A 13574-nucleotide genomic window follows, 5' to 3' on the forward strand; every position below is an offset into this window, starting at 1 on the left:
GCTCACTTACACACACCAGAACGTGCCCAACCACTGTCGAACGACAGCAGCTCGCAACCCCTCGCTGCGATCGCTCTTCCCCGCCGAGATGGCGTTCCAGCAGGCCCACCTGGCACGTGCGTTCTGGTATCTGCTCGAACACCTGGACAGGCCCGAGGAGATCACCGCGACGTTCACCCAACTGGGCCGTGACCACCGAAAGCTCGGCGTGCGCCCGGCACAGTACGCGGCCTTCGAAACGGCGCTCTGCGAGGCGCTGCGCATACGCGCCGGCGAACACTGGACCGCGGAACTCGAGCAGGCCTGGGTCCGGATGGTGCGCTTCGGGATTACGGCCATGGTGCGGGGCGCGGAGGCGGCATTGCACGAGCCCCCCTGCTGGGAGGCCACGGTGACGGCCCACCGGCTGTGCGGCCCGGACCTCGCGGTGCTCCGAGTCAGGCCGCACGAGACCTTCCGGTACCGGGCCGGGCAGTACACCGCACTGGAGTCCGCGTGCCTGCCGCACACCTGGCGTCCGTACTACCTGGCAGGCGAGCCCGGCCGGGACGGCGATCTGGAGTTCCATGTCCGCCGCACCGGCCCCGGCGGCGTGAGTGAGGCCCTGGTGCGCCACACCACGGCCGGCGACCGGATACGGCTCGGTCCCCCCAAGGGGAACCTGGCACTCGGCGAGGAGCCGGCGGGCGAACTCCATCTGGTGGCCTGGGACACCGGCTGGGCCGCGATGAAGGCACTCCTCCAGGAGCTGGAAGGCCGCCTGCGCCCGGCGTCCGAACACCGGGCGGGCCGGGTGCGGCTCTTCCTTGGCGCCGACGGGCTGTCCAGCCTGTACGACACCGAGTACCTGACGGGGTTCGAACGGAGCCGCCCGTGGCTGACCGTGGTGCCGGTGACGGGCGGGACGCCGGGGGAGGGCGCGTACGACCACTTGGCCCGCGCGGTGACCCGGAGCCGTCCCACTGCGGCCGGCCGGGCCCTGCTCGCAGGGCCGCCTGCGATGGTGCAGACGGTGACGGCCGCGCTCACCCGCGCCGGACTGCCCGCCGAACGCGTCCGCCACGACCCGCTGCCGGCCGGCCCGCGTGACTTGCCGGGCCCCACGGGGAACTTCGGGCCCGCAGGTCCCCGGATGTTTCAGGGGCAGTCGGTCCCGGCGTGACCGACCACCGTGACGGTGGCCGCCTTCTCCCGGAGGAGACCGGCGACTGACTGAGGCACGCACACGCGAGAGCCCTGCCAACCGAAAGGAATCGGGAGGGCTTTCGTGCCGCCCGCACGGCTGGCAACATGATCCGCCGACGGGTGCGAATGTCATGTTCGAGTCAGTCGGTCCTTCGATTCGGTGGGGCCCAGGCTTCCAGGCGGTTGCGGATGAAGAAGAGACTGTGCGGTGCGGGTGTTGCCCTCGGCGTCCTCGTCACCATGGGGGCACTCCCGGCGCAGGCGTCCCCGGCCCCTCAGCCGGTTCGGCAGGCCCAGGCCCTGCCACTGGGACCGTCCGGCCTCTCCGAGACCCGTACGACGACAATCCTCCAGCCGGGTGTCACCCTCACCCGCATCGTGCGCGGTGCCCCCGACTCGGCACTGCGCTGGACGGTCGAGGTGTCCATTCCAGGCGGTGAGACCTCACCGGACCCCGACGCTCCGCCGACCGCACTCAAGGACAGGGCGAGCGCCGACGAACTGGCCGCCGGTCTGAAGCGCGACGGCTTCCGGGCCCGGGTCGAGCAGGTGACGACGTCGAGGACCGCCGACTACGCCGGCGGCACGCTCGGATGGCGGGTCCGGGTCGGTTCGTTCGACGCGCAGCCCGGCGCGGCCTCCGAACAAGCGCGGCTGAAGGCGGCCGGGTACGCGGGATCGGCGGTGTACACCGGCTGGGACGGCGACCGCACGGACCGGGGCCCCTGGCGCGTCGACGTGCTCACCGTCGACCCGCGCCGGTTCCACGGAAGCCTGGAGGCGTCGTACGGTCCCGACCTGGAGAACCGCGAGACGACCAGCGAGCTGTCGAACGCGGCCGGCGCGACCGCGGGGGTCAACGCCGGGTTCTTCGTCCTCGACCCCCTCGCGGGCGCACCGGGCGACCCGGCCGGCGTCGGTGTCTACGGCGGCCGCCTGCTGAGCGAACCGGTCAGTGGACGCCCCGGCCTCGTCACGCACACCAACGGCCGCCGGACCGAGATCACCCGCTTCACCTGGCAAGGACGCGTCACCGGCCGGGGCACCTCGCTGAGCCTGAGCGGTGTCAACCGCGTACCAGGCCTCATCAGGAACTGCGGCGGCGGCGCCCACGACATCCCGACCGCGCTCCCGCTGCACGATGTGACCTGCACCAGCACCGACGAACTCGTCGCCTTCACCTCCGACTTCGGGCAGCGCTCCCCGGCGGGCGAGGGACTCGAAGCCGTCCTGGACGCCCACGACCGGGTCGTGGAACTGCGTACGCCACGCGGTGGACCGCTGCCGGCCGGAGGCAGATCCGTGCAGGCGACCGGCAGGCGCGTCGCCGAGCTGACCGCCCTCGCACGGGTCGGTGACCACCTGAACATCAAGGCCACACTGCTGGACGGACGCGGACACCCGGTCACGCCCTCACCCGGGACCGACGTCGTGAACGGCGGCCCCGAACTGGTCCGCGACGGACGGCTCCACGTCACACCGGCCACCGACGGCATGGTGCACCCGGGCGACCCGAGCTTCTACTACGGCTGGGTGCACAAGCGAAACCCGCGCACGCTGGCCGGAGTGGACACCGCCGGACGGACCGTGCTCGTCACCGCCGACGGACGCAGCACCGGCGCGCTCGGGCTCAGCATCACCGAGAGCGCCGAGATCGCCAAGTCACTCGGACTGCGCGACGCGATCAACCTGGACGGCGGCGGATCCACCACCATGGTGATCGGCGGCAAGGTGCTCAACCAGCCGTCCGACGCGACCGGCGAACGCCCCGTCGGAGACGCCCTGCTGATCCTGCCCCGCAGGAGTTGACCCCGCCGGGTGCCGGGAGCCGCGACGACCTACTCCGGTGCGGGCCCACCCGGTGCGAGGCGAAAACGGTTGCCGCACGACAGCCCCGGCAGGGAGCGGTTGGGAGGGGTTGAGGTACACGTGGGGACATCTTTGCCCTATGTGTACCATGTCAACCGCTTTTCCGTTGATGCGAAAACTGGCGCCGTGTACGGTGGCCGCATGACGGACAACGCCGCCCCACCAGCCGGTCCTCTCGTCACCGGCTCCGAGATCGCGCGGCTCGCGGGTGTCACCCGGGCAGCGGTCTCCAACTGGCGTCGGCGCTACGACGACTTCCCCGCACCGACGGGCGGAAGCGTCAACAGTCCGCTCTTCGATCTCGCCGAGGTCAAGACCTGGCTGGACAAGCAGCGCAAGGGCCAGGACCTCTCGGAGGAAGTGCAACTCTGGCAGGTGCTGCGCGGAGCGTACGGCGACGACATGGTCACCGCGCTCGCCGACGTCGCCACGGTGCTCGCCGGCGCCCGTACGGAGCGGCCGGAAGCCCTGCCGAAGGACGCCGTCACCCTGGCCCGGCGCCTGGCGGACAGCGGCTCGCCCGGCGAGGTGATCGACGCCCTCGCCGAACGCTTCACCGACTCCGTGCGCAGGGCCGGCTCGGACCAGGTCACCTCGCCTCGCATCGTCCGCGCCGTACGGCACCTGGCCGGCGACGTGGCGGACGAGACGGCCGTCCTCGATCCGGCCTGCGGCATCGGCACCCTGCTGCTCGCCGTCGGACCCGAGCGGGGACCGCGGCGGATCGGACAGGAGGTGGACGCCCGCAGCGCCCGTTTCGCGCAACTGCGCGCCGACCTCACCGGACGGACGGGCGCCGACATCACCGCCGGGGACTCCCTGCGCGAGGACCGGTGGAGCGACATCAAAGCCGGTCTGGTCGTCTGCGACCCTCCGGTGGGCGACACCGACTGGGGGCGTGAGGAACTCCTGCTCGACCCAAGGTGGGAACTCGGCACCCCGTCCCGGGCGGAAGGCGAGCTCGCCTGGCTGCAGCACGCGTACGCGCACACCGCTCCGGGCGGCCGGGTCATCATGGTCATGCCTGCCTCGGTGGCCTACCGCAAGGCCGGCCGCCGCATCCGCGCCGAACTCGTACGCCGAGGCATCCTCACCCAGGTCACGGCCCTGCCGCCCGGCTCGGCCGTCTCGCACGCGCTCCCGGTGCACATCTGGCAACTGCACCGGCCGCTCTCCCTCGGCGACGCGGCCACCAGCGTCCGTATGGTGGACCTGGCCCGGAACGATCCGGACGGCCCCTTGGACCCACGGCCGGACCAGACGACGGACGTCTCTCTCATCGAACTGCTCGACGACGTCGTGGATCTGACCCCCGGCCGCTATGTGCGCGAGTCCCACCGCGACTACGTGGCCGAGTACCAGCAACTGCGGAGCGAGCTGGCGGAACAGGTCGGCATACTCGCCGAACTTCTCCCGGCCCTGGGCGCCGGGGGACGCCTGAGCGCGCCTGACGGCCCCTCCGTCAGCGTCACCGACCTCGCCCGGGCCGGTCTCGTCGAGTACGGCGGCGCCGAGCCTGTGTCGATCAGCGATCAGCTCGACACCGACTTCCTCCAGGGGTTCCTGCGCAGCGCGGCCAACACGCGCCGGTCCACCAGCGCCAGCGGAACGTTCCGCCTCGACGGCAAGGGTGCCCGCGTCCCCCAGATGGACATCGCGGAGCAGCGCCGGTACGGGGCCGCGTTCCGTGCCCTTCAGGAGTTCGAGGAACGGGCGAGAAGGATCGCCGAACTGAGCCGCGACGCCGCCGCCCTGGCCCGCGACGGCCTCGCCAACGGCGCCCTGGAACCCAACGGCTGAGCACCCTCGGCGCAGGCACCGCTCCCGCATCAGACAGGAGCGGTGCTTCGGCATGCCGCGAGAACGGCTCCGCACTCACCGTCGCTGACGACCCGGAGCCGATCGTACGCATGCCGGTGTTCACGGCGTTCACCACCAGCATGACTGCGCCCCGTGTACACGTTGACCCCAACTGGCCGACGTGTTGACACAATCAACGGATGACTCGTACTGTCATTCGTGAGCCTCCGCTCGCTGACAGCCGGCGGGGGCGCGCCGTGATCCACACAGCTCTGTCCTTGGGGGGACCATGCACGCCCGTACCAGAATCGCCGCCGCCCTCGTCGCCGTCGCCGTCGGCGCGCTCACCATCACCGCCTGCGACACCGGCAACACCGTCGTCGACAAGCCGAAGGAGCACGCCGCGGCCAAGGCGGACAGCGGCAAGGACGCCAAGAAGGGGAAGTCCTCCGACGCCGCCAAGGTCGGCGACACCCTCACCCTGAAGGGCTTCGAGAAGGGCAGCCAGCTCGACGTCACGGTCGTCAAGGTCGCCGACCCCGGCAAGCCGGCCGACGAGTTCACCGAGCCCGACGCCGGCAAGCGCTTCGTCGGCGTGCAGTTCCAGCTCGTCAACACCGGTAAGGCGGTCTACAGCGACAGCCCGTCCAACGGTGCCCAGGTCGCCGACGGCGAGGGCCAGCAGTTCGACTCCACCTTCGCGGACATCACGGCCGGCCCGTCCATGTCCTCCAGCCTGAGGCTTAAGCCCGGTGCCAAGGGCCTCGGCTGGATCGTCTTCGAAGTCCCCAAGGGCTCCAAGCTCGACGCCGTCCAGTTCACCATGGACTCCGGCTTCGCCGACCAGACGGGCGAGTGGAAGCTGAAGTAGCCACAACGGGAGGCCGTGTCGCCGGGCGGCTCCATCGCCTCACGGGCCACTCCCTCACTTCAGGCTGCGGACCACGATTGCCACCGGCGCGTCAGGCCGGCCGGGTCCTGGTGGGCCCAGGTCCCGGCCGGCGCCGTCGGACGTCGCTGTCATGACCTCGTGAGCAGAGACTCCAAGACCGCCGCCGTAGCCGGATGCCGAGTCGTAAGCTCTGCGCCCGAAGGCGCGGGACCGGACGCCGCCCAAGCGCCCTCGCAGCCCAGCAGTTCCGCCACCGCGTCGCACGCCGCCGGGTGGACGGAGAGCAATCCGGCACCCGACGCAGGCGGGATGTCGGTCTGCGTCCACCCCTCCGTGCAGCCCAGCAGTTCCGCCACCGCGTCGCAGGTCGCCGGGTGGGCCGGGAGCAGTGCGGCGCCCTGGCGGAGGGGCTCTCCGGGCAGCGAACGGCGGGTGGCGGGCGGGGCCGGGGGTGTCCGCCACGGGGGTATCCACTCGTCCAGGGCCGCCAGTCGGCCCGGGAAGATGCGGCCGGCCTCGCGGATCAGCAGCGGGGCCAGCTCCGCGGCGCCGGAGCGCAACGTGGTGATGAGCAGCGGCAGCCACGGCAGCAGCACCGCGTCGGGCAACCGGCCGAACGCGTTCGACACGGCCTCGACGACCACGTCCGCCAGCCCCGGCACCGGCTCCAGCGCGTGGACGAAGCCATTGAGGTAACGGGGATAGGCGGGCACCACCAGCGGATTGTCCAGCAGCGCGTCGCACCGGTCCCGCAGCTCGGCCCGGGACAGCGTGCCGAGTTGTACCTGCGCTGCCCACAGCAGGGCCGTCTTCGACGGCTCCTCGGGATGCGACTGGGCTACCGCCAGCTCCAGTTGGGCCCGGTCGCAGCCCAGTGACAGTGCGAGGCTCTCCATGCTGAACAGGAAGCCGAGCATCGCCGCGACCTGCCCGACCGTTGCGTCCTCGTCCCGGAACGCCACCGGCAGCAGCGTGCAGTAGTGGGCGTAACCGGTCTTGACGAACGACTTGATCCACGCCGGCAGCACCGGTTCGCTGGTGCGGTAGTACGCCAGCAGCCCGCGCACCCGGCGCAGCACCTCCGGCGCGCCGTCGACGCTGCGCTCGGTGGCGAGCAACTTCAGTGCCTGCGTGCCGAGTTCGTCGGCGAGGCGGCGGCTGCGCAGGTACAGGACCGCGTCCTCGACCGCGGCCAGCACGGTGGCGGTCGTGGCCTGCGGGCCGTACGCGTCGCGCCGCAGCCGTTGCTCCAGGACCTGCTCGATGCTGACACCCTCGTAACCGAGCTCGATGAGGGCCCGCTGGTGCGTGCCGAGCGCCAGGTCCCAGGACTCCTGGATGGAACGCGCACCGAGCCGCCGCTCGCCCATGATGGGTCGGGCCGCGCCGTGCGGCATCAGGCGCCGCAGCATCCACAAAACGTCGGAGCAGGCCCGGAGTTCCGGCCGGGAGGCCATGTCCAGCAGGGCCCGTTGCACGCCACGCTGCTGCAGCTTCAGCCCGAGCGGCGCCAACCGGTCGTGCACGTCCCGGGCGAGCGGTGGCAGCGCGTCGTAGCCGACCTGGCCGATCCGGTCGCCGCCCATCATGATCTCGACGAGGCGCCGCACGTCCCGCCGCCCCGGAACGGCGTCCTTCTCGATGCAGGTGACCGCCGCGTCCTGGAAGTCGTACGGCGTCGGCTTGGCCCGGTCCCGCATCCCTGCGAGCAGGACCGACGTCTCGAACACCGCGATGGCGTCCGCCGTGGAGGCGAGGTAGCCGTTGCGCCGGGCCGCGCGCACGATGTCCACCGACCAGCCGAGCAGTTCGGCCTCGTCCAGGCCGTCGAGCACGGGCGGCCTGCGCAGGAAGCCGGACAGCCGGTCCGCGGCGGCGGACTCCGGCGCCGGGACGACGGCTTGCGCTCCCCGGGCCTTCGCCGCCGGGGCCTTCTTCGCCAAGGACTTCTTCGTACCCGCCTGGCCCGCCAGCCGGTACGGCCGCACACGGGTGCGCTTCAGGCTCTTCGCCCACTCCGTCGAGGCGATCGACACCGAGCCGGCGGCCAGACCGAACTGCGCCTCGATCGCCGCATGGCTGGACGGGATCAGCCCGTACTGCCAAGTGGTGGCCGTGCGGGGGGAGATCGCGAACGTGCCGGTGCCGTGCGCGCCGAACTCCTCGACGCGGCTGACCGCGTGGAACGCCCCGCACACGTACAGGCAGTCCGCCGGATCGGTCCCGGTCGACGCGAGATGCTCGCGCATCCGGGTCCACATGTACCGTTCGCGGTCCTCGTCCACGCGGAGGCGGGCGCCGTCGCCCGGAGCGAGGCGCCGGAACAGGCTGCCGATGAGGAACATCACCTGGCGGTAGGTGTCGTGGTCGGCGGCGCTGTCGCCGAGCGGCACCTCGACGTACTGGTGCCACCACTCCGACCAGTGCCGCACCTTGCCGTGGCGCAGCAGGTGTTCCTCCAGCTCGGCGAAGCGCGGCCGGAGGTCGCCGAGTTCGACTCCCACGGCCTCGCCGTGCAGCGCGGCCTCGGCAGGAGCGTCGGAGTCCTGCGCAGCGGCCTCCTCCGTCTGTTCGCCACCGGTGTCCCACTGGAAGACGTGGTCCGCGGACCTGTCCACGAGGACCAGTTCCACACCTGGGGTGTCCAGGGCGTACGCGATGGCCTGGTACTCGGCGGACGCCTCGGTGATGGGCGCGACGACCGAGAGCGGTGCCCAGTCCTGGGGGAAGCCGTCCACGTCACCGGCGAACGCCTGCACCGCCACCGGCAGCCGGCAGTTGCGCAGCTCGGTCAGCAGAGGTGCCATGTCCTCGCACAGCTCCAGGTAGACCACCTTGGGCTGTTTCTCGCGCAGCCGGCGGGCCATGGCGGTCGCCGAGGCGGGCGAGTGATGGCAGACGGGGAAGATCTCCAGCGGCTCGCGCACCGCCCGGTCGACGTCGCCGACCATGCCGAGGAGGATGCCCTCCAGCGCGTCGGGCCCGCCCGCGAACGCGGTTGCGGCGTCCTGCAGTTGACCGCGTAGCGCGGCGAACGCGCCGTTCTCCTGGGGCCCGCTCATGACAGCGTGGCGATCGCGTCGCGGCCGCCCTCCAGGAACTCCGGCCAGGAGCCGCCCTCTTCCTTGCTGCGGGGCTCGACGACACCGTGCAGGTACTTGTTGAGGATGGCCAGGTCCTCGGGCTCGCGGCGGGTGAGGGAGCCGACGAGGGAGGAGGCGAGCGTGCGGGCGGTGAGGGCGCGTTCGCCGAAGAAGTTGCTGTGCAGGACGGCGTCCTCCAACACGCCGATCTGCTCGGCGGTCGACAGCGCCGACTCCAGCTTCTCGTCGTCGCTGCCGGCCGCGGCGGCGGACGCGCGCAGGTCGGCGAAGCTCTGCAGGAGTACGTCGAGCAGGGTCGGCGGCACGTCGAGGTCGATCGAGTGCCGGCGCAGCAGTTCCTCGGTTCGGAAGCGGACGATCTCCGCCTCGCTCCTCTTGTTCGTCACGACCGGGATGCGGACGAAGTTGAAGCGGCGCTTGAGTGCGGAGGACAGGTCGTTGACGCCCCGGTCGCGGCTGTTGGCGGTGGCGATGATGGAGAAACCGGGCTTGGCGAAGACGATGTTGTCGCTGCCGCCGCTCTCCAGTTCGGGAACGGAGATGTACTTTTCGGAGAGGATCGAGATCAACGCGTCCTGGACATCGCTCGTGGACCGGGTCAGCTCCTCGAAGCGGCCGATGGCACCGGCCTCCATCGCGGTCATGATCGGCGAGGGGATCATCGACTCACGCGACTGGCCCTTGGCGATGACCATGGACACGTTCCACGAGTACTTGATGTGGTCCTCGGTGGTGCCCGCCGTGCCCTGCACCACCAGCGTGGAGTTGCGGCTGATCGCGGCGGAGAGCAGCTCCGCCAGCCAGCTCTTGCCGGTGCCGGGGTCGCCGATGAGCAGCAGACCGCGGTCGGAGGCGAGTGTGACGATGGAACGCTCGACGAAGCTGCGGTCGCCGAACCACTTCTGCGAGATCTCCCGGTCCAGGCCGTCGGAGCGCTCGGAGCCCAGGATGAACAGGCGGACCATCTTCGGGGACAGGCGCCACGAGAACGGCTTGGGACTGTCGTCGATCGACTCCAGCCAGTCGAGCTCCTCGGCGTACTTGGTCTCGGCGGGGGCGCGCAGCAGATCGGACATGGGGAAGGGCCTTTCCAAGAGGTAAACACAACGCGACGTGGACGTACGTCCGGTGATCAGGTGAGAAACGTCTTGAGTTCGTGCACGAGCTTCTTGATGTGGCCGGAGATCACCGGCGTGCCGAGGTCCTTGAAACGCTCCCGGTACCACGGGTTGACGCTGCCGCGACCGGAGCTGGTCACCGAGCCGACCGGGATGAACTTCGCCCCCGAGCGGTGAATGGCGGCCATGCTGTCGAACAGCTCCTGCTGGCGCCACTCGTAGAAGTCGGAGATCCACACCACCACGGTGTTGCGCGGTTCGGCGATCTTCGGCTGGGCGAGCCGCATGGCGACGGTGCCGTCGGTGCCGCCGCCCAGCTTGGTGCGCAGCAGTGTCTCGAACGGGTCGTGCGCCCACGGAGTGAGGTCCAGGGCCTGGGTGTCGTAGGCGATCAGGTGGACGTCCACCTTCGGCAGCCCGGCGAAAATGGACGCCAGGATGGTGCAGTTGACCATCGAGTCGACCATGGAACCCGACTGGTCCACGACCACGATGAGCCGTTGGGGCGTCGTCTTGCGGCTGGTGTGCCGGTAGTAGAGGCGGTCGACGTAGAGCCGCTCCTCCTCCGGGCTCCAGTTGGTCAGGTTCTTCCAGATGGTGCGGTCGAGGTCGAGGTTGCGGAACACCCGCTTGGGCGGCACGGACCGGTCGAGCTCGCCGACCGTGGCCTTCTCCACCTGGGTGCGCAGCACCTCGGTGACCTCGTCGACGTAACGGCGGATCAGCGCCTTGGCGTTGGCCAGTGCCACGCCGGAGAGGTTGTTCTTGTCGCGCAGCAACTGCTCGATCAGCGACATGCTCGGCGTCAGCCGCGAGGCCAGCCGCGGGTCGGCCAGCACCTCGCGCAGGTGCATGCGCTTGACGAGGTCGCCCTCGATGGAGCCGAGTTCAGGGCCGATCGCGGGGATCAGCCGGCTGAGGTCGGGCGTGGGGCCGCCGATGCCGGTGCCGGTCGGGCTGACGCCCCCTCCGGCTCCCGTACGGTGGTTGCCGCCTCGTCCGCCGCGCAGTTCGCCGGGCCGGCAGCCCAGGGCCCGCTCCAGCCAGTCGGCGTCGGACTGCCAGCGGGCCAACTGCTCGGCGGTGACGTTGCCGGGGCGGGAGGCGAAGACGTTCAGCAGCACCTTCGACGCGAGCGCCGCCCGTCGCACCTCGGCGGCCCGGTCGCGTACGCCGTCCTCGTCCGGCGCCGGCGCCATCAGCCCGTCGAACTCGGCGGCCAGCTCCGGGTGCCGCTGCACGACGGAGTCGACCGACGCACCGGGATCGAGCAGCGCGGACGGCAGGCCGATGTCCTCGACCACGGCGAGACTCGCCGACTCCAGGGAGGCCTGCTCCTCCGGGTCGAAGAGACGGGCCAGCAGACGCCAGTAGAGGATCTGCCGCCGGTTGTCGTAAGGATCGGGGTCGGGGGCATCCGCATCCCCGCTGGTGTGGTGGGTCATTTCCGCAGCAGCCTTCCGGCACGTTCGCGCAGCACGGTGACGGCGTCGGTGGCGGCCTTCTCGGCCCGGACCCCGGCCTTGTCGGCCGTACCCCCGGCCCAGGCGCCCGCGTGCACGGCGACGGCCTTCTTCCGCACGGTCCGTTCGACGGCGAGCGGCTGGAGCAGGAACTGTCCGGCGTCCCAGCGCAGCAGCCCGACACACGCGCCGGACGCGGCGACGGCCTCGGGCGCGAGCGGACCGGCGGACGGGACGCGATCGGTGTCGACGGCCAGGCGGTACCCGGCGAGCTGGAAGACGGTCCCGTCGTCGCCTTCCTCCACGCCGTAGCCCTCCAGCAGAACGGGCACCGCGATCCGGGCCGGATGCCGGTCGAGCGGCGCGGTGGCGAAGGCGGCGGCGGTGGGCAGGGCCACCCGGGCGGTGGTGAAGACCTCGGCGGGCTCGCCCATGCGCGCACGGGAGTCGTCCCATATCAGGTCGCCCTCCGCGGTGACGGGCATCGCGTCGAGGTCCATGGCGCGGCCCTCGCTCACGGCCCCCAGCAGGGACATGTGCGGCCGCAGCAGTTGCCACAGACCGGCGCCGACGACCGTGTCGGGCTTGGGCGCGGAGACCGAGGCCCGCACCAGCCGGGGCGTGCCACCGTCCGCGGGCTCGAACACCGCGTGCACCTGGGCCTGTACGGCGGTGGCGTGCTCGTGTACGTCGACACCGAGCGGCAGCAGCCGGCCGGTCGCCTCGGCCACGGCGGAAGCGCGCGCCGCACCCGGCAGTGTGAGCAGCAGGGAACGCGACCACAGGTCGGCCCAGCGGCGTACCGGGACGCGATCCAGGGTGGCCCCCGGGCAGGAGGCGGCGAGTTCGGCGGCGAAGCCGTCGAGCAGCGTGGCCAGGCGGCGCAGCGCCGGATCGGGCAGCATCGCGGAGACGACCGGCGCGGACCCGTCGACGAGTTCGTGGCCGATGCCCTGCCAGCCGGCCCGCGCCAGCTCGCACAGCCAACTACGGGCCGCCGCGGACAGATTCGCCGCCTGTTCGTCGCTGCCGGCCGCAGGGGCGATGGCTTCCTTGGCCCGCGGCCGGCCGGTGGCCTCCTCGACCCGGGAGGTCAACGCGTCGTGCACGGCCCCGAGCAGAGCGGTGCGGGCCGCGGCGAGCGCGACGAAGTGGTCCTCGCCGGCGGCTCCGGCGACCGTCTTGTCGGCGGCCTCGGCCACCCGCGCGGCCAGCGGCGTCCCCGCGACGGCGTCGGCGAGCCCGGTGACCCCACCGGCCTGGCCGGGCTGCGGACGCAGCAGACCGGCGACGAGAGCCTCGTCGAACCCGTCCACGGCCGCGAGAGCCTCGTCAAGGCCGTCGACGGTGTCGGAGAGCAGGTCGGCGTGCATCAGGCCACCGCCCTCGTCGTGGGGAACCACTGCATCTCGGGCACCGGCGTGGTGCTCGGCGCGAGTTCGAGATAGGCCAGGTTCCGCAGGAACCGGCTGAACACCCGGGCCGCGGCCGAACCGCCCGCCGCCGAGGGGCGCGTGGCCGTCATGACGGCGGTGACGGCGTGCGCGTCCGGCTCCGCCGCGTCCACCTCGACCTTCAGGTACCGGGCCACGCGCTCGGCGCCGTACTGCAGCACGGCCTCGCCGATGAGCGCGCGTATGTGGTTGCAGAACATGCCACGGGCCCCGCCGCAGGGGCGGTTGTTGTTGGTGCTGCACGCGAACGCGTACGTCCCCGCCTCGACCGAGGACACGTACACACGCCCGATGTCCGACCCGCTGGACACCACACCCTGCAACCGCCCGTCGGCCAACTCGACGAACGGCACCTTCGCGAGCTTCCGCGGCCGCGCCGACGGCACCACCCGTGCCGAGCTCGACTTCTCCCAGACCGACAACGCACCATCTCCCATGCATGCCAAAGGGGGCGCTCACGCCATCTCGGCGGAACATGATCGAAGCTATCGGCGACCACTGACAACGCGGCCGGACGGCGGCCGGGGCGCGGAGAGCGAGGTCTCCGACCTTCGTTTTCGGTGGTCGAAGTATCGGACATGTGCGAGATGTTGACACTCTTCGGCGGCTTCCTATCATCAATGCTTGTCCGTCACTGCGACCGTTGTTCGAAATACCGTCAAATCTGGTCGTCGTTCTGACAGCTCCGG

9 protein-coding genes are annotated in these 13574 nt (G+C 71.3%); 4 read left to right on the forward strand and 5 right to left on the reverse strand.

Annotated features, from left to right (window positions below):
• The 4 genes from CG719_RS27915 to CG719_RS27930 all read left to right on the forward strand — a co-directional run.
• Positions 1–1162: globin domain-containing protein (locus CG719_RS27915; RefSeq protein ID WP_100571479.1), on the forward strand; the 1162-nt coding region annotated here is incomplete at its 5' end.
• A 212-nt stretch (positions 1163–1374) separates the two neighbouring features.
• Entirely contained in the window at positions 1375–2994 is a 1620-nt protein-coding gene (locus CG719_RS27920; protein ID WP_199836806.1) for a phosphodiester glycosidase family protein, read from the forward strand.
• 201 nt (positions 2995–3195) lie between these two features.
• Positions 3196–4854, forward strand: coding sequence for an N-6 DNA methylase (locus CG719_RS27925; RefSeq protein ID WP_100571481.1), 1659 nt, complete (start codon positions 3196–3198; stop codon positions 4852–4854).
• A gap of 289 nt (positions 4855–5143) precedes the next feature.
• On the forward strand, positions 5144–5725 hold the full coding sequence (locus CG719_RS27930) for a DUF4352 domain-containing protein (RefSeq protein ID WP_100571482.1): 582 nt from the start codon (positions 5144–5146) through the stop codon (positions 5723–5725).
• A 149-nt stretch (positions 5726–5874) separates the two neighbouring features.
• Here the strand turns inward: CG719_RS27930 and CG719_RS27935 are convergent, their stop codons facing one another.
• The 5 genes from CG719_RS27935 to CG719_RS27955 are packed head-to-tail and all read right to left on the reverse strand — an operon-like array spanning position 5875 to position 13322.
• Positions 5875–8808 carry a DUF5682 family protein gene (locus CG719_RS27935; RefSeq protein WP_100571483.1) on the reverse strand — a complete coding sequence of 978 codons (2934 nt, stop codon included), beginning with the start codon at positions 8806–8808 and terminating at the stop codon, positions 5875–5877.
• Positions 8805–9926 carry an ATP-binding protein gene (locus CG719_RS27940; protein WP_100571484.1) on the reverse strand — a complete coding sequence of 374 codons (1122 nt, stop codon included), beginning with the start codon at positions 9924–9926 and terminating at the stop codon, positions 8805–8807. The genes CG719_RS27935 and CG719_RS27940 overlap by 4 nt, the downstream gene beginning before the upstream one ends.
• A 56-nt stretch (positions 9927–9982) precedes the next feature.
• The gene (locus tag CG719_RS27945) at positions 9983–11413 is read right to left on the reverse strand and encodes a vWA domain-containing protein (protein ID WP_100571485.1); all 1431 of its coding nucleotides are present in this window, start codon (positions 11411–11413) and stop codon (positions 9983–9985) included.
• Positions 11410–12834, reverse strand: coding sequence for a hypothetical protein (locus CG719_RS27950; protein ID WP_442802750.1), 1425 nt, complete (start codon positions 12832–12834; stop codon positions 11410–11412). The genes CG719_RS27945 and CG719_RS27950 overlap by 4 nt, the downstream gene beginning before the upstream one ends.
• Positions 12804–13322, reverse strand: coding sequence for a hypothetical protein (locus CG719_RS27955; RefSeq protein WP_100571486.1), 519 nt, complete (start codon positions 13320–13322; stop codon positions 12804–12806). The genes CG719_RS27950 and CG719_RS27955 overlap by 31 nt, the downstream gene beginning before the upstream one ends.
• Positions 13323–13574: the final 252 nt, after the last annotated feature.

It is taken from the genome of Streptomyces sp. CB01373 (assembly GCF_002803075.1).
GTDB lineage: Bacteria > Actinomycetota > Actinomycetes > Streptomycetales > Streptomycetaceae > Streptomyces.